Annotated in this window: 20 protein-coding genes; 9 read left to right on the top strand and 11 right to left on the bottom strand. The window is 34.3% G+C overall.

Annotated elements, in window-relative coordinates:
* Positions 1 to 11 precede the first annotated feature (11 nt).
* Positions 12 to 2,168, top strand: coding sequence for a ferrous iron transport protein B (feoB, locus tag Q0845_RS00235; RefSeq protein ID WP_298507369.1), 2,157 nt, complete (start codon positions 12 to 14; stop codon positions 2,166 to 2,168).
* Positions 2,169 to 2,172: 4 nt separating this feature from the next.
* On the top strand, positions 2,173 to 2,295 hold the full coding sequence (locus Q0845_RS00230) for a FeoB-associated Cys-rich membrane protein (RefSeq protein ID WP_298507366.1): 123 nt from the start codon (positions 2,173 to 2,175) through the stop codon (positions 2,293 to 2,295).
* Between the two features lie 9 nt (positions 2,296 to 2,304).
* On the opposite strand, the gene Q0845_RS00225 is transcribed toward Q0845_RS00230, so the two are convergent.
* The 9 genes from Q0845_RS00225 to Q0845_RS00185 all read right to left on the bottom strand — a co-directional run bounded on the left by Q0845_RS00225 (position 2,305) and on the right by Q0845_RS00185 (position 11,021).
* On the bottom strand, positions 2,305 to 2,949 hold the full coding sequence (locus tag Q0845_RS00225) for an outer membrane beta-barrel protein (RefSeq protein WP_298507363.1): 645 nt from the start codon (positions 2,947 to 2,949) through the stop codon (positions 2,305 to 2,307).
* A 21-nt stretch (positions 2,950 to 2,970) separates the two neighbouring features.
* A complete protein-coding gene (locus tag Q0845_RS00220) occupies positions 2,971 to 3,633 on the bottom strand; it encodes an autotransporter domain-containing protein (protein WP_298507361.1) in 663 nt (220 codons plus the stop codon).
* 170 nt (positions 3,634 to 3,803) lie between these two features.
* Positions 3,804 to 4,451, bottom strand: coding sequence for an outer membrane beta-barrel protein (locus tag Q0845_RS00215; protein WP_298507359.1), 648 nt, complete (start codon positions 4,449 to 4,451; stop codon positions 3,804 to 3,806).
* A gap of 490 nt (positions 4,452 to 4,941) precedes the next feature.
* Complete coding sequence (locus tag Q0845_RS00210; RefSeq protein WP_298507357.1) at positions 4,942 to 5,502, bottom strand: cysteine peptidase family C39 domain-containing protein; 561 nt, start codon at positions 5,500 to 5,502, stop codon at positions 4,942 to 4,944.
* Positions 5,503 to 5,519: 17 nt separating this feature from the next.
* The gene (locus tag Q0845_RS00205; protein WP_298507355.1) at positions 5,520 to 6,911 is read right to left on the bottom strand and encodes a metal ABC transporter permease; all 1,392 of its coding nucleotides are present in this window, start codon (positions 6,909 to 6,911) and stop codon (positions 5,520 to 5,522) included.
* Positions 6,904 to 7,977, bottom strand: a complete 1,074-nt coding sequence (locus Q0845_RS00200; protein WP_298508751.1) for a metal ABC transporter permease — start codon at positions 7,975 to 7,977, stop codon at positions 6,904 to 6,906. Before Q0845_RS00200 ends, Q0845_RS00205 begins: the two co-directional genes overlap by 8 nt.
* A 109-nt stretch (positions 7,978 to 8,086) precedes the next feature.
* Positions 8,087 to 8,824 (bottom strand): metal ABC transporter ATP-binding protein, encoded by a 738-nt coding sequence (locus Q0845_RS00195; protein ID WP_298507354.1) that lies wholly within the window; start codon positions 8,822 to 8,824, stop codon positions 8,087 to 8,089.
* 494 nt (positions 8,825 to 9,318) lie between these two features.
* On the bottom strand, positions 9,319 to 10,233 hold the full coding sequence (locus Q0845_RS00190; RefSeq protein ID WP_298507352.1) for a zinc ABC transporter substrate-binding protein: 915 nt from the start codon (positions 10,231 to 10,233) through the stop codon (positions 9,319 to 9,321).
* Positions 10,234 to 10,367: 134 nt separating this feature from the next.
* The gene (locus tag Q0845_RS00185) at positions 10,368 to 11,021 is read right to left on the bottom strand and encodes a metal-dependent transcriptional regulator (RefSeq protein WP_298507350.1); all 654 of its coding nucleotides are present in this window, start codon (positions 11,019 to 11,021) and stop codon (positions 10,368 to 10,370) included.
* Between the two features lie 105 nt (positions 11,022 to 11,126).
* On the opposite strand from Q0845_RS00185, the gene Q0845_RS00180 reads away from it, so the two are divergent.
* Positions 11,127 to 13,400 (top strand): TonB-dependent receptor, encoded by a 2,274-nt coding sequence (locus Q0845_RS00180; RefSeq protein ID WP_298507348.1) that lies wholly within the window; start codon positions 11,127 to 11,129, stop codon positions 13,398 to 13,400.
* 142 nt (positions 13,401 to 13,542) lie between these two features.
* Here Q0845_RS00180 and Q0845_RS00175 read toward each other — a convergent pair whose 3' ends face one another.
* A complete protein-coding gene (locus tag Q0845_RS00175; RefSeq protein ID WP_298507346.1) occupies positions 13,543 to 14,517 on the bottom strand; it encodes a polyprenyl synthetase family protein in 975 nt (324 codons plus the stop codon).
* Between the two features lie 131 nt (positions 14,518 to 14,648).
* Between Q0845_RS00175 and Q0845_RS00170 the strand changes: the two genes are divergently transcribed.
* Genes Q0845_RS00170 through Q0845_RS00150 form a run of 5 tightly spaced genes read left to right on the top strand, consistent with a single transcriptional unit; the run spans position 14,649 to position 21,859 of the window.
* Positions 14,649 to 15,260 (top strand): TetR/AcrR family transcriptional regulator, encoded by a 612-nt coding sequence (locus Q0845_RS00170; protein ID WP_298507344.1) that lies wholly within the window; start codon positions 14,649 to 14,651, stop codon positions 15,258 to 15,260.
* Position 15,261: 1 nt separating this feature from the next.
* A complete protein-coding gene (locus Q0845_RS00165; protein WP_298507342.1) occupies positions 15,262 to 16,686 on the top strand; it encodes a TolC family protein in 1,425 nt (474 codons plus the stop codon).
* Between the two features lie 41 nt (positions 16,687 to 16,727).
* A complete protein-coding gene (locus Q0845_RS00160) occupies positions 16,728 to 17,090 on the top strand; it encodes a four helix bundle protein (protein ID WP_298507340.1) in 363 nt (120 codons plus the stop codon).
* A gap of 53 nt (positions 17,091 to 17,143) precedes the next feature.
* The gene (locus Q0845_RS00155) at positions 17,144 to 18,313 is read left to right on the top strand and encodes an efflux RND transporter periplasmic adaptor subunit (protein WP_298507338.1); all 1,170 of its coding nucleotides are present in this window, start codon (positions 17,144 to 17,146) and stop codon (positions 18,311 to 18,313) included.
* Between the two features lie 12 nt (positions 18,314 to 18,325).
* Complete coding sequence (locus Q0845_RS00150; protein WP_298507336.1) at positions 18,326 to 21,859, top strand: efflux RND transporter permease subunit; 3,534 nt, start codon at positions 18,326 to 18,328, stop codon at positions 21,857 to 21,859.
* Between the two features lie 74 nt (positions 21,860 to 21,933).
* On the opposite strand, the gene Q0845_RS00145 is transcribed toward Q0845_RS00150, so the two are convergent.
* Positions 21,934 to 22,293, bottom strand: a complete 360-nt coding sequence (locus tag Q0845_RS00145) for a nicotinic acid mononucleotide adenyltransferase (protein WP_298507335.1) — start codon at positions 22,291 to 22,293, stop codon at positions 21,934 to 21,936.
* Positions 22,294 to 22,544: 251 nt separating this feature from the next.
* Between Q0845_RS00145 and Q0845_RS00140 the strand changes: the two genes are divergently transcribed.
* Entirely contained in the window at positions 22,545 to 23,222 is a 678-nt protein-coding gene (locus tag Q0845_RS00140; protein WP_298507333.1) for a DUF6345 domain-containing protein, read from the top strand.
* The last annotated feature ends 21 nt before the right edge of the window (positions 23,223 to 23,243 follow it).

The raw sequence follows: 23,243 nt of genomic DNA, 5'->3' as shown, positions 1-23,243 counted from the left end.
TCCTATTTGCTATGAGTGATTCAACAATAAAAGTAGCCTTAATAGGAAATCCAAATACTGGAAAAACGTCATTATTCAACCATTTAACAGGTTTAAACCAAAAGGTTGGAAATTATCCTGGAATTACGGTCGATAAAAAAACAGGAACCTGCAAACTTTCCAAGACACAAAAAGCTACCATTTTAGATTTACCCGGAACGTATAGCTTGAATGCTTCTTCCGCAGATGAAAAAATTGCCATCGATATTTTAAATAATCGTGACAATGTTAATTATCCTGATGTAGCGGTTGTCGTCACTGATGTGGAGCAACTAAAGCGAAACCTACTCATTTTTACGCAGGTGAAGGATTTAGAAATTCCAACAATCTTAGTCATTAATATGGCTGATCGGATGCAACCGAAAGGAATTTCACTTGATATTTCACAATTAGAAGCCGATCTGAATACAAAGGTTGTACTTATCAGTTCCAAAAAACAAACTGGAATTGACAAGGTAAAAGAAGCTATTCTCAATTACAGCAATCTTCCTACAGCACGTTGTATTCCAGCAGAAAAAATTAAACAAAATACCATTACCCATACTGAACTTTTAACTTCACTTTCAACAGTTGAGCTTAAAAAAGTACAGCATCGTGAAACTATTGTTCGCTATCAGTTTATCAATGAAGCTTTAAAAAAATCGTATACGGTTGATCGTTCAAAAGCAACCGATATGCAGGCGAAACTAGATCGGATTTTTACCCATAAATTCTTCGGATACGCCATTTTTGCAGTATTATTATTGCTGATTTTTCAAGTGATTTTTGAATGGAGTAATATACCAATGGACTTTATTGACAGTTCTTTTGGCTCCTTGGCCGAATGGACAAAAGAAGTATTGCCCGCAGGTATGTTTACCGATTTGCTTGCCGATGGAATCATTACTGGTTTGGGCGGAATCGTCATATTTATTCCACAAATTGCCTTCCTATTTCTGTTTATTGCCATTTTAGAAGAAAGTGGTTATATGAGTCGTGTGGTCTTTTTAATGGATAAAGTCATGCGTCGATTTGGTTTAAGCGGAAAAAGCGTGGTTCCTTTAATTTCTGGAGCTGCCTGTGCTATTCCTGCGATCATGGCAACCAGAAACATTGAAAGTTGGAAAGAACGTCTCATTACTATATTAGTGACACCATTTATTACCTGTTCTGCGCGTTTGCCTGTGTATGCTATTCTAATTTCATTGATCATTCCAGGTGAACCTGTCTTTTGGTTTTTTACTTGGCAAGGAATTACGTTAATGTTGTTGTATGTAATTGGATTCGCCATTGCACTACTTTCCGCTTATATTTTACACAAAACTCTAAAGATTGAAAGCAAGTCATACTTTGTCGTGGAATTGCCAAAATATAAAATTCCACTATTCAAAAATGTAGCGTTTACGGTGATTGAAAAGACAAAAGCCTTTGTGTTTGAAGCTGGAAAAATCATTTTAGCGATTTCTATTATTTTATGGGTTTTAGCCTCTGTAGGTGTCAATGATACTTTTAAAAATGCAGAAACCATTGTCACTGAATCCTTTGAAAAAAATGGCTTCAGTGAGATTCAACAAATTGCGCTAGACAATAAAATTCTACGTTACAAAGAAAGTTTAGCAGCTACTTTTACGACCAACCGAACAGTATATACCGAACAAGATTTAAATGCAGCCATTCAAACCAAAATTTCAGAGTTTAAAGATGCCGTAATTGAAGATGAAATTGCAGGATTACGATTGGAAAACTCCGTTTTAGGAACCATTGGAAAATCTATTGAACCTGTGATACAACCTTTGGGATACGACTGGAAAATTGGGATTGCTTTGGTAAGTTCGTTTGCTGCACGTGAAGTATTTATTGGAACCTTGGCAACAATTTATAGTGTTGGTAGTGAAGGTGATGATGAAGAAGGAAATACGATTAAAGCAAAAATGAAATCGGAAGTGCATGCAGGTTCAGGAAAAAAGGTATTTACCTTTGCCGCAGGAATTTCACTATTGTTATTTTATGCATTTGCCATGCAATGTATGAGTACATTGGCAATTGTAAAAAGAGAAACCAAGAGCTGGAAATGGCCAATGATTCAATTAGGCGCCATGACACTCATTGCTTATGTTGCAGGATTTATTGCGTATCAATTTTTAAAGTAAAAGTATGATTCAGGAAATATTAGTAGGCATTACATTTTTGATTGCAGTAGGCTTTCTTGTGAAGAAATTTTTCTGGAAAAAGAAAACCGCAAAAGCTTGTGGAAAAGACGGTTGCGGTTGTCATTAATCATTGCTTTTAAAAATAATAATTTAATCCGAAGAGTAAATTAGAAGAGTTCAATGACGCTCTAAATCCTTTATTATCCCGTTCAGAAAGTCCGCCGTCTTCCTCCGAAGTACCTGAGAAATATCCTAGAAATCCTACAGATGCTTCTAGTGCTAAGTTTTTATCCATCATAAATGTAATTCCCGGTCGCAAACCTGCTGAGAAATTGTTAGATTTAAATGTATGGATATTGGAATGCCTGTAACTTGCTTCTCCCTGAAGAAATACAGCCAATTTTTCACCAATTCCTTTGTAATAGCGTGCGTATGGAAATATAGTGTATGTGTTTCCTACCAAACTATTATCATCTACATTAGTAGTTCCGTTTTTTGTATCACTAGTGCTATGCACATATCCTAAACCAAGTCCTAAAAAGAAATTGTCGCTAATGGCATATGCATACGAACTTCTAATCGTAATATTGCTTCGTTTGGTTTCAATTACTTCCTGACTTGAAAGTATTGTTTCTTCATTTGAATGATTTAGCGAAAGGTTTAGGTTTAAAAATTGCGCTCCTTTTTCAAAACGAAGCACATCAGCGTCGTTTGTGTCTACTTCTTGTGCATGAACAAATGCAACTAAAAGCAAACATATATAGTATATATATTTTTTCATAAGTATATTTTGTTATGTTTTTTAGAAATAGTAATTCAACCCAAAAAATAAATTAGAAGAGTTTAATGAGAGATTAAATGAGTTGCTTGTCGCTTCAGTATTAAATCGTCCATTATCTATCTTCGAATGTGTATATCCTAATGCACCGAAAGAAGTTTCTAATGCAAAATTTTTATTGAGCATGAAGGTAATTCCAGGTCGTATCCCTACAAAGAAGTTGTCAGATTCTCCATCGTTTAAGGCATTCAATTCATTTTCAAAATGAGAATAGCGCGCTTCACCTTGTATAAAAAGTGCTAATTTTTTTCCAATTCCTTTGTAATAACGAACATATGGAAACACTTGATATGATTTACTATCATTCTCGTTTACGCTTCCATCAATATTGGTTGCTTCATTTTTATTACTTCCATAACCTACACCTAATCCTAAAAATAGATTATTGTTGATTGCATGCGCATAGGAAGCATTGATGCTAAATCCGAACGCTTTCGTTTCACCTGTATCTAACTGATCTTGAGTTTGTCGTTCAAAATTGGTTTCAGAACTATTTACAGAGAAATTTAGATTTACAAACTGTGTTCCTTTCTCAAAACTGAGCTTGTCTGAAGTAGTTTTATCAGCATCTTGAGCATTTACAAAGGCAATAGTGAACAGGCACACGAATAGTGTAATTTTTTTCATATTAATTTGGTTTTAATGTTTAATGTTACGACCAAATGTAATAAAGCAACCACAACAGAAATATGCATTTAACAGCTTTTTAGCCTTTTTTAATAAAGTTTAACGCAAAAAGAAACCGCAAAAGTCTACAAGAAGACCTTTGCGGTTTATAATTTATAATGGTATATCTTTTAGAAATAATAGCTCAAACCAACCAATAAGTTTGATGAGTTTAATGAAAAGTTGAAACTATTAAAATCAGATTCTGAGTTGTTTCCTTCGTCTTCAACGTTGCTTGTTGTATATCCTAAAGCTCCGATAGAAGTTTCTAAACCTAAGTTTTTGTTGAGCATAAATACAAATCCTGGTCGTACTCCAAAAAAGAACGAGTTTGTAGTTCTTGGATTGGTGTTATTTACTTCATTTTTTGAATAAGTATAACGTGTTTCTCCATGTAGAAAAAATGCTAGCTTTTTTCCAATTCCTTTATAGTAACGCACATATGGAAATACTGCAAATGAATTGGTCGAAGCTTCACTCTCCATAACGCCATTTAATTCGTTTTCTCTTGTATTGGTTCCGTATCCAAGTCCTAATCCTAAGAAAAAGTCATCGCTAATTGCATAACTGTATGATGGATTAATAGATAATCCAAAGTTTTTTGATTCCTGATTTTGAGTTTGTGCGTCTAATTCAGAAGAAGAAGTATTCAGCGATAAATTTAGGTTGATAAATTGTGTTCCCTTTTTAAAGCTGAGCTTGTCTGTTGTTTTGTCATCTTTTTGTGCACTAACCACTGCAAATGCGAATAGGAATACAAATAAGGTAATTTTTTTCATCGTAATTATTTTTTAATGTTAAATTAATTTTTCAAATGTATCTTAGCCTATTCAAACATACGATATGTTTAACACTTTTTTATCGATTTATGACTATTGGGAAGATTCCTTGTTTATCAAAACTATAAGGAAAAAGAAGAAAAATAAGGGCATAAAAAAAGAGAGTGTTAAGCCTCACTCTCTTTTCTTAACAAAAGTTGTTAATTAATGTCTTAAGTTAAACAACTAAATGATTTCTAAAATTACTCAATACTAAAGTACATTCTTTATCCATGAAATGTTCATTAATTAGGTTAATGCACATAGTTGTTCGATAAATGTACTAGATTATTCGATGAATGGTAATTCTTAAAAATTGTAAATGACTGAATATCAATTAACTAATGTTTGTTAGTTAGTTTTAAGGATAGTATTACTTTTTTGAAAGAATATACGTTTTTTAAGTGTATCGTTTGTCATCATAATACTAAAGAATCACTCTTGATTCTTGTTATTTTTTAAGGTTTGCCTTTCGTATTGCCTCTTGTTTTGTGCTTTGCTTATAAAATTTTTCTGTTGGTTCAAAAAGCAGCAAATAACCTTCTCCTGTTTCTTTATCAGGACTACTGTCCGTCCAAGCTGGTATAAATTGTTCTTTAGGGTATGAGACCAAACCAAAAGCAGGATCGGCAGCCCAAACACTATCTTTACTCACATCATATACTACAATAAAATGCCTACTTCGCCAATGTGCCATCGCTGGATATGGCACTTCGTTTAATAAAGTATCATAGTCTACACTAACGGCCAAGGTATGCAATCCTATCAATTCTCCAGCATCAGCAATATAGCCCATAGAAGTTCCTTCTTCACTTAAATTACAAAGCTTATTTAAAGTATTGATATTATATCGTTCACCATGGTAAGCACTTATCATTTGCAAACATCGTGGACCACATTCCATAGCAGATGTTTGTAAAGTAACTGGAAATGATGTTTCAGCTACTTTTTCTTCTTCTCCTGACGAGAAAAGCATAAAGAATATATACCAAAGTATTTTTATAATTTCCATAAAAATGAAATTGTGTTTTAACCTCTAAATAGAAAGAAATCATCTTTCATTTCTTCGATTTCAGTGTCTTTGTTTGTGATGATATAATCGATGGCTTTTTCAGTAAAATCATCTCCTTTTTCCGTTAAAGAAATAATTTGATCTGTAATGGTAATCATATTGTTTTTTTGCGCCAATGCTACAATAGATTGTGAACGCAAACGTTGCCAGTTAATATGCTCATTCAAATGTTTTACATGGCGCTCACTCTCTTCTGCATGGTTGCGAATGTGTAGTAAAAACACCAACAACATGATTTCGGTTTTTTGCTGTCGTACTTTATAATATCCGTATACCAAACCTCTTTTTGGCAAAATATAAATAAGAGCTGACGCTAATGCTGCTGCAATTAACAATATATAGACGTAATCTAAAAATGAAAATTGTGAAAATACAGCACGTATTTTTTCGCCTAATAGAAAACGATCGTAACCAGCGACACTATTCACCACAAAATCATAGTATTGATAGAATATAATACTAATTCCAGTGATGAGACCTACAATAATTGAAGTAATAATAGGTTCATAGACCAATAGAAAAAGAATTGCCAATACGGTCGTCATAGAACCCGAAATGGAAGCATCTAGAAAATGTGCCAACCAATAGCCTGCAATAGCTGCCAATACTCCAAAGAAGCAGGAAAGCACTAACATTTTCTTTAAATCTTTGGTAAATAAATAAGCTGTTGCAGCAGGTGCAATCATCAGTGCGACAACCAATATTGGACCTACAGCATCAAATGCACCAACAATGGTTACAGACGAAACCGTCATTAATCCGTAGTGCATGATTACTGGCGAAAATCCTAAAGCTGCTGCCAAACCAGCATCAAACGTGCTGACTTTTAACTCTTTGAAAAATGTAATTAATAAAATTAAAGTAATGGCTAAAATAATTCCAATCACCCAAATGGCTTTTGGACCCAAGTTGATACAAGAATCGAGTATTCCTTCTTGACAATTGATCAATAAAGGATCAAATGGTGCTAAGCTTAAATCACCAACCATCACAGAATCGATATCTAAGTGTACATCATTGGCATTTTTTGAAATCAGAATCACACCAATACTAAACAAGGCAGGAAATACCAATCCGATAGCAGTATCTTCCTTGACCAGTCCTGTTTTTTGAATGAATTCGACCAATATCACCGTGACAACACCAGCCAAAGCCGCTAAAACGATGAGCAATGGCGAAGAAGTATCTTCCACAATAAAAAACCCAATCACAATTCCCAATAAAATAGAATGACTAATGGCGTCACTTATTAATGACATTCTTCGCAGCACCAAAAATGTTCCCGGAATGGCACAAGCAATAGCGACTAAGGTCACAATAATTTGTATGGTGATTTGAGCGCTATTCATGGAGATTTTCTATTTGTTGATTGTATAAATTAGCTGCAGTTATATAGCCCTTTTGTGTCATAGACCATTGTTGTCCATGTATTTCTACATAATTTAAATCTACCAATTCCTGCAACGAACGCTTTGAAAATCCTTGAAATCCATTTAAAATTTTAATTGCGTGCGGATGTGATATGTTTTCGTGTGTTTTGGCAATTTCATACATAAACGCCAAAGTTTTATGCATTTTGATGTTGTTTCTATTTTTTCGGAAGCGAATTTCCCTAAATAACAACCCTCTTTTTGGTGAAAATATAAATGAAAACAATACAATACTTGCTGCTACCAATACAATAACGGGACCTGTAGAAAGATTTCCAACTACCGTACTGATTCCTGTACCAATAACTCCTGAAAATGCTCCAAATATGGCTGCTAAGATGACCATCATTCCCAAACTATTTGTCCATTGTCGTGCTGCCGCTGCTGGCGCTAATAATATTGCACTCATCAAGATAACACCAACCGTTTGCAGTCCTAATACAATGGTAATTACAATAAATGTGGTAATTAAAATGTCTATAAAACGTGTGTTGAAACCGAGCGTTTTGGTATAATCTTCATCAAACAATAGTATTTTAAATTCTTTCCAGAAAACGAGCAAAATCAACAGTGCAATTCCTGCCACAATCGCAATTAGCCATACATCTTCTACCAATAAAGTAGCTGCTTGCCCGAATAAATATGTGTCCAATCCAGCTTGACTGGCATTCGGCTGTTTTTGAATAAAGGTTAGCAATAACATTCCAAAGCCAAAAAATAAAGAAAGTGTTAAACCTAAAGCTGTATCAGATTTTAAGTGTGTATTTTTCGTGATGCTACGAATCCAAAATGTACCAATCAATCCGCTAATCAAAGCGCCTAGCAAGAATAGATTGCTGTCTTTTACGCCCGTAATTAGGAAAGCAATAGCAATTCCGGGTAAAGCAGCGTGAGAAATGGCATCGCCCAACAAGCTTTGCTTTCGCAATACTGCAAAACTTCCCAACATACCACAAATAGCACCTAAAATTGCAGTTCCTAACATCACAATTCGTGCGGTATAGTTGGAAAAAATGAGCTCTATGTATCCTTGAAAATCTATGGTTTTTTGGTTTTTAGTTGTTTTTTGAAGTTTTAGTTTTCATGCATTTATATTACTCTTGAACACTTACTTTATAGTTGATTCCGTAGGTTTTGGTCAAATTATCATCATTGAAAATATCTTTTACCGGACCAGTAGCAATTTTTTTCACATTGAGGAACGTTACCCAATCAAAATATTCGGGAACTGTTTGCAAATCGTGATGCACTACAATCACAGTTTTTCCTGCTTTTCGGAGTTCTTTTAAGATGTTGATAATTGCTTTTTCGGTTGTTGCATCAACGCCTTGAAACGGTTCATCCATAAAATAAATAGAAGCATTTTGCACCAAGGCTCTTGCCAAGAAAATTCGCTGTTGTTGTCCACCTGAAAGTTGACTTATTTGTCTATTTTTAAACGGCAACATCCCTACTTTTTCTAAGGCTTCCAACGCTGCTTTCTTTTGTTTTTTCCCTGGACGTTTGATCCAACCGAGACTTCCATACGTTCCCATCATCACGACATCTAAAGCCGTAGTTGGAAAATCCCAATCTACACTTCCTTTTTGTGGCACATAGGCTACTAATGAACGTTGTTTTGCATACGGTTTTCCAAAAATTGAAATGGTTCCAGCAATGGGTTTCAAAATTCCCAAAATTGCTTTGATCAAGGTAGATTTTCCTGCACCATTAGGTCCAACAATACACATCAATACACCTTCAGGAATCGCCAAATCAATGTCCCAAAGTACAGGTTTGTAGTTGTAGGCAACAGTAAGATCATCTACCGAAATGGCGTATTTTTTTTCCATACTTGGTTGTTTTTGGCTTCTAGCCGTTGGCTATTTGTTTTTAGTTTTTGTTGATTTGTTTTTTTGTTAATTTGGTTTGCTTACTCTTTACTTGTTTTTTGTTGATTCGTTGATTTGTCAATCTGTTATTTAACCTAACATTGTTTCATAAACTTAAACTTCTAAACTCGTAAACAACTAAACTATTTCAACGCTTCCACTATCAGTTTTGTTGATTTGTCAATCTGTTATTTAACCTAACATTGTTTCATAAACTTAAACTTCTAAACTCATAAACAACTAAACTATTTCAACGCTTCCACTATCAGTTTTGTTGATTTGTCAATCTGTTATTTGACCTAGCGTTATTCTATAAAAAGCTTAAACTTCTAAACTCGTAAACAACTAAACTATTTTAACGCTTCCACTATCAGTTTTGTTGATTTGTCAATTTGTTATTTGACCTAGCGTTATTCTATAAAAAGCTTAAACTTCTAAACTCATAAACAACTAAACTATTTCAACGCTTCCACAATCGTTTTTACATTATAAATATACATTCCAATATACGTTCCTTCTTCAGTTCCAGCGTCACCTAATGCATCCGAATATAATGTTCCGCCAATAGCTACTTCATGTCCGCTTGCTTGTACTGACGCTTGCAATGCTTCTACCGTACGTCTTGGCACAGAACTTTCTACAAAAATGGCTTTTACTTTCTTTTCTATGATAAAACTTGCCAGTCTTTGTACGTCTTGTACGCCAGCTTCTGTAGCTGTTGATAATCCTTGCAAACCAACCACTTCAAAATTATGTAGTTTTCCAAAATAATTAAATGCATCATGTGCGGTTACTAAAATTCGTTTTTCTACAGGCAGTGTTTCTATTTTTTGAGAAATCTCAGTAGCCAAATTCGTTAGATTTGCAATATATGCTTGTCCATTTTTTTCAAAAGTAGCAGCATTGTCTGGATCTAATTTTTTGAGTTCATCAATTACAAATTGTGTTGCTTGCTTCCAATAATCTATATGAAACCATATATGCGGATCGTAATTCGAAGCAAAATATTCAGAACTGATCAATCCTTTTTTATCAATAGCATCAGAAATTGCAATGGTTTTCTTTTGTTGCTTGCGCAATTTTTCAAAAACATCTTCTAATTTTCCTTCTAAATGCAATCCGTTATAAATAATTACATCTGCATTGAATAACTTACTTACCACGCTTTCACTTGCTTTGTACAAATGCGGATCAACGCCACTTCCCATTAAACCGTTTACAACCACAGCGTCACCACCAATATGTTCAACCATATCAGTAATCATGGTCGTTGTCGTTACAATTTGCAGTTTTCCATCTCGTTGTTTTACTTCTGTTTTACAACTTGTTATGCCAATTGCGACTAGAAGTATGTATGTGTATTTTTTCATTTTTTATGAACCTATTGATTTGGTTATTTGTTGTTTGTGTGATGAAACTTATATTTTCAAAATATATCTCGACTGCGCTCGATATGACAATTCAAAATTCAACATATAACATTTATAATTAAAGCTTTAAAAGCCTACTTTTTGATATAAATATTATTTGCGATTTGTTGTGAAATTGTGAATTCTTCTTTTTTGATGCGAATCTTCATAGAATTGTCAAACGGTTCTTTGTCAATGACTTTAATCTTCTTGCCTAAGGCAATTCCTTGTTTGTCTAAATATTTTAGGAATGATGATGATGAATCTTTTACACCAACAATAATTCCTTTGTCATTTTTATTCAGCGTCATTAATAATACATCCGTATGATTTGATACGTTTCCGTCTTTGTCAGGAATTGGATCGCCATGCGGATCGCGCTTTGGAAATCCTAAAAATTCATCTAGCTGATTGATCAATTTTTCAGATTTTATATGCTCCAATTGTTCGGCAACATCATGCACTTCATCCCAAGTAAAATTGAGTTTTTCTACCAAAAACACTTCCCAAAGCCTGTGTTTTCTTATGATATTAGCAGCTACCAATTTCCCTTCAACTGTCAACTCTACACCTTTATAGCGTCTGTAATTCACCAATTCTTTTTCAGATAGTTTTTTAATCATATCTGTTACGGAAGAAGCTTTGGTTTTCATCTTTTCTGCAATAGCATTTGTGCTAATTCCTCCATCAAAAGTATCACTCAGATGATAGATTGCTTTTAGGTAGTTTTCTTCCGAAAGTGTCATCATAATTCTTTAATTAACAGTACAAATATACAATTTTTACTTTTATGCTTGTTATTTTTTTAGACTAGACTAAAAATTAAACCTATATTTGCAAAAAAATTGTTTGTAATGAACTTAAAAGTTTGTTTTATTCTACTCTTAACTTATTTCACGGGTTTTTCTCAAGACACTGAAATAAAAGGAATTATATCACATAATGATCGTCCTGTGCCTTTTGTAAATGTATATGTAAAGAATCAGAATAAAGGTACAATGACAGACGAAAAAGGAATGTATTCGTTTAAAATTACACCAGGAAGTCATACAATTGTTGCACAATCTATCGGTTTTAAAACGGTTGAAAAAGAAATTACCGTTGGAAATACTATCATGACTTTGAATTTTAGCTTAGAAGAAGACATTTTAGGCTTAGATCAAGTAGTTGTTTCTGCTACAAGAACGGCATTAAATCGACGCGAAGCACCAGTTTTAGTAACGGTAACGAATGCAGAATCTTTAAAAAATGTACAGGCCGCAACTTTATTTGAAGGCTTGAATTTTCAACCTGGATTGCGTACGGAGGTAAATTGTCAGAATTGCGGTTTTTCTCAGATTCGAATCAATGGTTTGGATGGTGCGTATTCACAGATTTTAGTGAATAGTCGACCAGTTTTTGGCTCTTTGAACGGAATTTATGGTTTGGAGCAGATTCCAACCAATATGATTGAACAAATTGAAGTAACACGCGGTGGCGGATCGGCCATTTTTGGTTCAAATGCTATTGCAGGAACCATTAATATCATAACGAAAGATCCTATTGAAAATCAGTTTCAAGTGGCTTCTAAAATTGGATTGATTGATGGAGAAAGTACCGATGCAGTTACAACGTTTAATTCCACTTTCGTATCAGATGATTTGAATAAAGGAATTACGTTTTTTGGAATGCATCGAGATCGTGAAGGCTACGACAACAACGGTGATGGCTTTACCGAAATGACCAAATTGCGTAATTTGAATTTTGGCTTGAAATCCTTTTACAAATTTGATTTCCAACGTAAGTTGACACTCGAATTTAATACATCACATGAATATAGACGTGGCGGCGATTTCATTGATAAATCACCCATTTTTGCCAATATCGCAGAGGAAATTACAAGTAACGTACTTGGCGCTGGCATTACATTCGACTATTTTTCAGAAGATTATTTGCAAAAGTTTTCAGCTTACGGAAACATTCAAAATACACGATCTGACAATTATTACGGAACGAATCAAGATCCAAATGGTTTTGGTTTGACGAAAGATTTTGTAACAGTTGCTGGAATTCAACATACAGCTAAGTTTGAAAATTTCTTCAACGGAAGTATGGATTTGACTTCTGGTGTAGAACATCGTTTTAATCGCATTAAAGAACGTAGAGAAAATCCGCTCATAATTCCAATCACACAAAACACCAATACACTTGGAATTTACACACAACTCGACTGGAAAATTTTGGACAATTTAAAGGTTTTAACTGGTGCGCGTGGTGAATTATTTACGTCAAACTTGAATGACGAATCACTTTTTATTGTGAATCCACGTGTGAGTATTTTATATAATATTACTGAAACCGTTAGTTTTAGAACTGGCTATTCGCAAGGATTTAGAGCGCCGCAGTTTTATTCGGAAGATGTACATTCTGAAATCATTACTGGTGAAGTGCGTCGTGTGCGTTTGGCGGAAAATTTAAAAGAAGAATTGTCGCATAGTTTTATTGGTTCTTTAGAATATTCGCATCAGCATGAAAATCACCAATTGGTATTGACGTTTGAAGGTTTTTACACTACAATCAACGATCCTTTTGTATATGAAGCGCGTGGTGATGTTGGTGGTCTGGAGATTAAAGAGAAAATTAACGGCGATAATGCTATTGTGAATGGTTTTAATTTAGAAGCAAAATACAGTCCGAATCCGAAGTTTTTATTCCAATTGGGCGGAACTTTTCAGAATAGTTATTTTGAACAATCGTATGAACCTGAAGAAGGAATTGTTACCAATAAAATTACGCGTACACCAAATGTGTATGGAAATATGTTGTTGAATTATACGCCAAATGAACAATGGGCTTTTAATTTAAATGGTGTGTATACCGGAAAAATGTTTGTACCGCATGTTGCTGGTTTTATTCCGGAAACTGTATTGGAAGAAACTCCGAATTTGCTTGAAATTGGATTGAATGCTAGCAGAACTTTTACGATTTCTGATAACTACTTATTGGAGATTAATGGCGGAGTAAAGAATGTTTTCAATGCATACCAAGATGATTTTGATCAAACGATTGACAGAGATCCGAATTATATTTACGGACCTTCACAACCACGAACTATTTTTATAGGATTAAAGTTTGGAACTGACCTTTGATTTTAGATCGCTTTGCTGCTAGATGTTAGACTTTTTGTTCTTTTGTTGATTTGTTTGTGGACGACACGTCATGCTGAACTCGATTCAGCATCACATAAGAGTGAGAAAATCTCAATACTCACAACTAAAATCTAACTACTAACTAAACAGTTCGTTTCATCAATTGCTCTCCGAATACTTTTAGTATTTGCTTTTCTTCATCACCAATATTTAAAGTATCTAATACTTGAAAAGCCTTTTGTGTATAGTCAGAAATGGCAGTTTTCATAATTTCTGGCACATTTGCTTCGTTGAAAATCGCTTTTACGGTTTCCACTTTTTCAGAAGTCTCTGTCGGTTTTTCAGAAAACAATTGCATTAATTTCTGTTTGTTTGCTTCTGAGCTATTTTCTAGCGCTTTCAGATATAAATATGTCTTTTTATTCTCTATAATATCGCCACCAACTTGTTTTCCAAACGTTTTTGGATCGCCATACGCATCTAAGTAATCATCTTGTAATTGAAATGCCAATCCTAAATAACGTCCAAAATCATAAATGCCTTCTGCATCTTTTTCGCTCGTTTCAGCGATAATTGCTCCCATTTTCATAGCAGCTCCTACTAAAACGGCTGTTTTATATTCGATCATTTTCAAATATTCAGGAATCGTAACATCGTTTCTAGTCTCAAAATCAACATCGTATTGTTGACCTTCACAAACTTCAATTGCCGTTTTACTAAACAATTCTGCTAAAGCTTTGAATGTTTTTCCATCATAATTTTCAAATAGTTGATAAGCTAAAATCAACATCGCATCTCCCGAAAGAATTCCCGTATTCAGATCCCATTTTTCATGTACCGTTTCTTTTCCTCTACGCAAAGGTGCTTCATCCATAATATCATCATGTACCAAAGAAAAATTATGAAAAACCTCAACTGCTAAGGCAGCATCTAGTGCTTTTTCATGAGGTGTCCCAAAAATTTCAGCCGTCATTAAAGTCAATACAGGACGCAAGCGTTTTCCGCCAAGTTGCAGAATGTACACAATAGGTTCATATAAGTTTTTAGGTTCTGTAAGAACCACTTTTTCATCTAAATACTTTAGGAATGTTTCTCTGTATTGAGCAATAGCTACCATGAATGTAAAAATTTTAACAAAAATACCATATTTCCTGTTCTTGCAAATTAAAATCATTTGTTAAATAATTGTAAAAACTTAGGAAACTTTTTTTGTTTTTAAAGTTTCCATCTTACATTTGCACTCTACTTATGAAAGAAAAAATTACAATAACAGCAACAGAATTATTCTTAAATCTAGGGTTTAAGAGTGTTACCATGGACGATATTGCCAGCGAAATGGGCATATCCAAAAAGACGATTTACACACATTTTAGTAATAAAACAGCATTGGTTAGCGAAGTAACTGGCTCTTTATTTTGTGTAATTAGTGAAGGCATCGATTTGATTTGTGCATCCGAAAAGAACTCTATTGAAGAGTTGTACGAGATCAAACGCTTTGTCATGGAACATTTAAAAAACGAAAAAGCATCACCACAATATCAATTACAAAAATATTATCCAAAAATCTATGCAACACTGAAAAAAAAGCAATTTGACGTCATGCAAGATTGTGTAAAAGACAATTTAAATCGCGGTGTAAACTCCGGAATGTACCGAAGCAATATAGATGTAGAGTTTGTATCGCGAATTTATTTTACGGGAGTTATTGGCATCAAGGATAACGAATTGTTTCCTACCAAAATGTTCCCAATGCACAACTTGATGGATCAATTTTTAGAATATCACTTGCGTGGAATTTGTACACCACAAGGATTAGAAACATTACAAAAATTTATAACAACAACAAATCAATCATCATAACATGCGAAACAAACTAATATTTATCTTTAGTTTATGTTTTCTGAGTTTGGGATTTTCTCAGAATCAAGAGATACCAGAGAGTTTTTCTTTGGATGAAGCCATTGCTTTTGCACTCGAAAATAACAGAACTGCCAAAAATGCCGTTCGCGATATTGAAGCAGCAAAAAAGCAAAAATGGGAAACTACAGCCACTGGACTTCCACAAGTTAATGGAGCCGTTAATTATCAAAACAATATAAAGCAGCAAGTTTCATTACTTCCTGCAAGTGCTTTTGATCCGTTTAATCAAATTAGACAACTGGAAGATTTTTATGACTTAAGTAGTTTACCCGTAATCGATAACATTCCTACTGCGCCAGGTTCAGACGATTTTATTCCGGTCATTTTTGGAACCAAGCAATCCGTAAATGCCAATATCACCTTAAATCAGTTGATTTTTGATGGTTCTTACTTGGTAGGATTACAATCTGCAAAAGTATTTTTAGAAATTTCTCAAAATGCAAAAGAAAAAACTGATTTAGAAATACGCAAAGCAGTTGTGAATGCCTACGGAAACGTATTGCTTTCTGAAGAAAGTGTTTTAATTTTTGAACGCAATAAAGCAACTCTTCAGAAAAACCTCAACGAAACTCGAAAAATTTACGAGAACGGACTTACAGAGGAAGAAGATGTAGAACAATTGGAAATTACTTTGGCAAGTATTGAGAGTAATTTGAGAAATGTAAAGCGTTTGCGCGATTTATCATATAAGATGCTCAATATTACGATGGGAATCGATTTAAATAATGATACGAAACTTTCAGATACACTAGAAGCACTTACGCTAGAAAACATAACACTTTCCTTGTTAGCTGCTGATGACGATGTAACTAAAACAGTTGATTTTAGAATTGCAGCGAATGATACAAGATCTAAAGAATTATTATTGAAATTAGAAAAAAGCAAAGCGTTGCCATCTCTTTCAGGATTTGTGACTGCTGGTTATAATGGAAATGGAAATTCTTTCGACTTTTTTCAAAGAGAACAACAATGGTTTGGAACTGCTGCTTTTGGTTTTAATTTAAACATTCCAATATTTAGCTCTTTACAACGAAGTGCTTCTACACAACGCGCCAAAATCAATTTAGAAAAAGCGCAAGATGATTTGACAGAAGTAGAACAACAATTAAAATTACAAGTGGCTTCTGCTAAAAGTGATTATCAATTATCTATAGAAGAATACGAAACTTCAAAGAAAAGCTTAAGGCTTTCTGAACGTATTGAAAAGAAAAATCAAGTGAAGTTTTTTGAAGGTGTTGGATCAAGTTTCGAACTACGTCAAGCACAAACACAATTGTATACAGCACAGCAAGAATATTTACAAGCCATGCTCGATGTCATTAACAAAAAAGCAGCTTTAGAAACTATTTTAAATCAAACGAATTAATCTTTAAAATTAAGTTTAAGAGTTTATAAGTTTAAGAGTTTATGAAACAATTTTCATTTGAAAAATTAAATGTCTGGCAGAAATCAAAGGACTTGTCTGTGAATCTATATAAGATCACAGAAAAGTTTCCTGATACAGAACGCTTTGGACTTATAAGTCAAATAAGACGATGTAGTATTTCAGTAGCTTCAAATATTGCTGAAGGAACAGGAAGAAATTCTCCAAAAGATAAGGCACGATTTACAGAAATTGCATATGCATCTTTAATGGAACTATTAAATCAATTCATAATAACGTATGATCTAAACTTAATTACAAAAGACCAATATGAATCTACAAGAAAAGATATAGAAGAAATTAGTAGAATGTTGAACGCATTACGCAAATCACAGCTAAACCAATAAACTTCTAAACATATAAACTAATAGAAAAACAACAACAAGAAAAATCAATCATAATGAAAAAAATAAATATACTTCTTCTCCCTTTAGTACTTGTACTAGCTTCTTGTGGCGGTGGAAAAGAAAAAGATATTGATACGTTAATCTCAGAAAAAAACGTAGCTGCTATCACTGAAAAAAGAGATGCTTTAAAAGTAGAAAAAGCAGAACTTGATGCTAAAATAAAGCAACTTTCGGAAGCTATCGAAGAAATCAATCCTACAAAAAAGAAAACATATATTACCTTATTTTCTGCCAAAGACAGCATTTTTAGTCACTACTTAGAGTTGCAAGGAAATGTAGATACGAAGAAAAATATTGTGATTACTCCTGAAATGAGCGGAATTTTAAAGCAAGTTTTTGTCAAAGAAGGACAACGCGTTTCTAAAGGACAAATTTTAGCAAGAGTAGATGATGGCGGAATGAGTCAGCAAGTGGCACAATTGCAAATTCAAGCAGATTTAGCCAAAACAACCTACGAGCGTCAAAAAAGATTGTGGGATCAAAAAATTGGTTCTGAAATTCAATATTTACAAGCAAAATCGGCATACGAAGCACAACAAAAAGCAGTTGATCAAATAAAAGTTCAACTTAGCAAAACTGCGATTAGAGCGCCTTTTACAGGTGTTGTAGATGATGTAATTACGGAACAAGGTTCGGTCGTTGCTGCGGGACAATCACAAATAATTCGTATTGTAAACTTACGTGATATGTATATTGAAGCTGTAATTCCTGAAAAATACTTAACGAGTGTAACCAAAGGGAAAAAAGTAGAAGTGTATTTCCCTGTATTAGGAAAAACGATTGATGCAACCATACGTCAAGCAGGAGATTTCATTGATCCAAACAACCGTACGTTCAAAGTAGAAATTGCAGTGCCAAATAAAGATGGAAACATCAAACCAAACTTAACGGCAAAGCTAAAAATTAACGATTATACGAATCCAAAAGCCATCTTAATTCCTCAAAGTGTTATTTCTGAAAATGCAGAAGGCGAGCAATATGTATATATCGCAGATTCACTTAAAGGAGAAACTGCCAAAGCAAAAAGAGCATACATCACTACTGGAAAAACGCAAGGTGATTTTATTGAAATTCTTAAAGGATTAACAAACGGTGACGCTATTGTAGACGAAGGTGCACGTAGTGTAAACGATGGACAAGAAATAACGATTATAAAAAAATAATACGACCAACCAATGTCTGATAAAAAAATCAATAAAGAGTTTAAATTGTCCTCATTGGCGATAGATAATGCAACAATTATCTATGTCGTCATGGGATTACTCTTAGTACTAGGGCTTTCTGCATATTTTAGTATGCCTAGAGAAAACTTCCCTGAAATTAAAGAAACTAAGATTTACATTAGTACGATATATCCCGGAAATACTGCCGAAGATATTGAAAAGCTTATTGTAGATCCGCTTGAAGATCGCATCAAAAATGTAAGTAATGTAGTAGAAGTAACTTCTACTTCACAAGAAGATTACGGAATTATTGTTGTCGAATTTGATGAAAGTCTTTCGGTTGAAGCTGCGAAACAAAAGGTAAAAGACGAAGTAGATGCTGAAAAAGGCGGTGAAGATTGGCCAATTTTTAATGATGCTAAAGTTGAACCGAATGTTTTTGACTTAAATATTTCGGAAGAAACGCCTATTCTAAACATTAATATCTCTGGAGATTATACCGTAGAAAAATTAAAAGAATACGCTGAGTTTTTAGAAGATGAAATTGAAGATTTAAAAGAAATCAAACAAGTTGATATTCGTGGAGCACAAGAAAAAGAAGTAGAAGTTGCCGTAGATGTCTATAAAATGATGGCGGCGCAAGTAAACTTTGAAGACGTACGAAGTGCTATTGCTAATGGAAACGTTACGATTTCTGCAGGAAATATGATTTCTTCTGGACAAAGACGTACAATTCGAATTTTGGGAGAAATTGAAGATCCTAAAGAATTGAATGACTTTGTTGTAAAATCATTAGACGGACCTGTATATCTACGTGATATTGCTACGGTTAAGTTTAAAGAAGAAGACAAAACTACGTATGCACGTGAATTTGGTGAAAGTGTAGTCATGCTCGACGTGAAAAAGCGTGCAGGGAAAAACATGGTTGCTGCCGCAGAACAAATCAATGTAATTATTGATACGTTTAAAGAGTCGCATGAAGATTTAGAAGTTACGATTACAAATGATCAATCTGAAAAAACGATCAACCAAGTAAATGACTTGGTAAACAATATTATTTTCGGAATTATTCTGGTAGTATTTGTCTTAATGTTTTTCTTAGGATTTAGAAATGCCTTATTCGTAGGATTGGCAATTCCGATGTCCATGTTCATGTCATTCATGATCTTAAACACACTTGGATACACGATGAATACCATGATTCTTTTTGCCTTAATTATGGGATTAGGAATGCTGGTAGATAACGGAATTGTAGTAGTAGAAAACGTATACCGTTTAATGGATGAAGAAGGCATGTCGCGTATAGAAGCTGCCAAAAAAGGAATTGGTGAAATTGCCTTTCCAATTATCATCTCTACTGCAACAACAGTAGCTGCCTTTGTTCCGCTTGGAATGTGGCCAGGAGTTATGGGGCAATTTATGATCTACTTCCCTATTACACTATCCGTTGTACTTGGTTCGTCACTGTTCGTGGCAATTTTTATCAACTCTATGATGGTATCACAATTTATGGAAGTTGGAGAACGTAAGCTTCAAGTTAGGCAACTTATCATTCTAACAAGTGTATTGGTATTCTTAGGAGTTATATGCTATATCATTGGCGGTGGCGCTAAAGGTTTAGGAACATTATTTTTCTTTACAGCAATTATGTTTTGGGCATACAAATATGTACTCAAGCCAATGGCACGTTATTTCCAAACCAAAATTTTAGCGGCACTTGAAAGAGCGTACGAACGTTTCTTACGTTTTGCTTTAACAGGATGGAAATCTTATGCTTTTTCAATCGGAACGTTTGTATTATTAATTGTTACGTTTATGATGTTTGGAGAATCGATTGGAAGCAAGCGTACCAAAGTAGAATTCTTCCCAGACAATAAACCAAATCAAATTATTGTCTATATCGAATATCCACAGGGAACTGCGATTGAAAAGACAAATGAAATTACCAAAGATATTGAGCAACGTGTATATGCTGTATTAAATGACAATACATACATGGACGGAGAAGAAAACTTCTTGGTAGAATCGGCAGTATCACAAGTTGGTGAAGGAGCTGGAAATCCACAAACAGATGGAGGTTCATCAGCTGAAATGCCGCATAAAGGAAAAATTACAGCGTCCATGCGCGAATATAAATTCCGTAAAGGAGAAGACAGTGAAGTATTGCGTACAAAAGTAACCGAAGCTTTAAAAGGAATTTATCCTGGAGTTGCAATCTCTGTTGAAAAAGACGCCGTAGGTCCACCAGCTGGATATCCTATCAATATTGAATTGGAAGGAAACGACTATACAAAATTGATCGCGGAAGCAGAAAAATTACGTGACCTCATCAATACAAAGAATATTGCAGGAATTGAAGAGTTAAAAATTGACGTAAATAAAGGAAAGCCAGCAATGCAAGTGGTGGTTGACAGACAAAAAGCAGGAGAGTTAGGTGTTTCTGCGGGACAAGTTGGACAACAATTGCGTAATTCACTATTTGGTGTAAAAGCGGCAGTTTATAAAGAAGATGGAGAAGATTATGACATTTATGTCCGTTTTAATCAAGACAACCGTTACAACACAAGTTCGTTATTCAACCAACAGTTGATTTTTAGAAATCAAATGGGACAGTTGAAACAAATTCCAGTTTCTGCGGTAACAAAACAACGCAATACATCTGGATTTAGCGCCATTAAACACAACGATTACAAACGTGTTGTAACCGTATACTCTGGTTTAGCACCAGGATATACAGATGCTGCTGCTATTGTGGATCAAATAAAAGCAGAAATCGGTGATGACTTTAAGCCAGAAGGTGTAAAAATTGACTACACTGGGCAAATTGAAGAGCAAAACAAACAAATGATGTTCTTAATGGGCGCATTCTTTGCTGGTTTAGGATTGATTATGTTGATTTTAATTTTCCAATTTAGCTCGATCTCAAAACCGACCATCATTATGATCGCCATTTTCTTGAGTTTGATTGGTGTTTTTGGTGGATTATTAATTACAGGTGCGCCATTCGTAATTATGATGACGATGATGGGAATTATTTCACTGGCGGGAATTGTAGTAAACAATGGTGTAGTACTTTTAGATTATACACAGTTGCTCATTGATAGAAAGAAACATGAATTAAATATTCCTGAAACTATCTACTTACCAATGCCATATGTATATGAAGCAATTGTAAGAGCGGGGAAAGCACGTTTGCGTCCTGTATTACTAACAGCAATTACTACAGTATTAGGATTAATTCCATTAGCGATAGGATTCAATATTGACTTCTTCTCTCTATTCAGTGAATTTGATCCAAAAATATATATAGGTGGAGACAATGTAATATTTTGGGGACCATTGGCATGGACTGTAATCTACGGATTAATCATTGCTACGTTCTTAACATTAATTATTGTTCCGGTATTATTCTACCTGATCACAAAATTCAAATTCTGGGCGTTTAAAAGTAAGCGTCCAGTTGAATATGGTGGTATTAAAAACGATTCAAATGAAGGTGATGATATTGATATAAACGAAATTGATTTGCCAGTAGAAACGGTATAATATCGAATTATATCCACAAAAAAATCCCGAAATCTAAGTTAGATTTCGGGATTTTTTTTGATTGTTATAAAAGCTTATTTGTTGCTCACAACAGAAGTAGAACGTTTCCAAGTATTTACATCTTTAATTTTACTTGCATTATAATCTACTTCGCTCAATTGGTTTGTGTTCCAAAAGAACCACTTTCCAACTTTTTGTCCTTTATCATAATTTCCAACGGCAGTTTTGTTTCCTTTTGCATCGAATGATTTCCATTCTCCTTGCAACTTTCCATTTAAGGTAAAATAGCCTGTTTGCGCTACTACTCCATTGTCATGGTAATAGGTAGCTTTTACTAAATCTCCTTTTTTCTCTAACGTTGGTTTATCACTATTTTGTGCGAATGCAGCAACTCCCGAAACTAGGAACACTGCTATTAAAAGTAACTTCTTCATATCTATATATTTTTAAAAAATTTGAGGCGCTTGTTAATAATTATATTACAAACTTAACCTTTTTTTTACTTTTTAGCAACTTTTACGTAACATTAAGTTAACATTGAAGCTGTTGAAAATTGATTATCAATCATTTATATATTTAACAAATTGCAAAAAGGGGGAAAACACCTAGCCGTTTTTAGGGTTTACATGGCGTTAATCTTCTTCATTACAAAGTAGCTTTGGGGAAAAACTAAAAACTACTATTTATGGCTTCAATAGGAATTGAATGGGTAAACGAATACAACGGAAATGCCTCTGACCTGAGTAATAATGACGACAATGCGAGACGTTTTTACAATACACTACATGGTGTAAAGCAATTTGATTATGGTAATAATTCTGCTTGGGATCGTGATTTTGAACAATCAGGAAAAGGTTCTCCGTCTTCGGGAACAGACACAACTTATATTGACAATGTAGATATTGCATTTTTCTCTGGTCATGGTTGGAGAGATTATTTGCTTTTTGGACGAAACGATCTTGATAATGGGAAAGCAAGACATACTGAAATGGAATTAGGTGATAAAGATTTGGAATGGATTGTTTTTGACGGTTGCCAAGCTTTGGAATATAATGGCGTATTTCCACGTTGGGGATGGGGATTGTTTAAAGGATTGCACTATATCTTAGGATTTGCTACGATATGTTATGACAAAAAAAATCGTGGAGAAAAATTTGCAAAACGTTTGAACGATTCTTGGACGGTTCGCGAAGCATGGATTAAAGCCTGTATCGAAACAGAACCAGCAGCTACAAAATGGGCGTACTTACGCGCCAACGAAGGAAGCATTAGCACGTATAATGATCATTGGCACGGAAAAGGTTCGGTAAGTATCGATCCTGACAATCCTACACTATTGGCATACGCAAACGGAAGCTGTTAACATTCAACCATCAAAAAATAC

It is taken from the genome of uncultured Kordia sp. (assembly GCF_947489565.1).
Taxonomy (GTDB): Bacteria; Bacteroidota; Bacteroidia; order Flavobacteriales; family Flavobacteriaceae; genus Kordia.
This window is presented reverse-complemented; position numbering and strand designations above follow the sequence as displayed.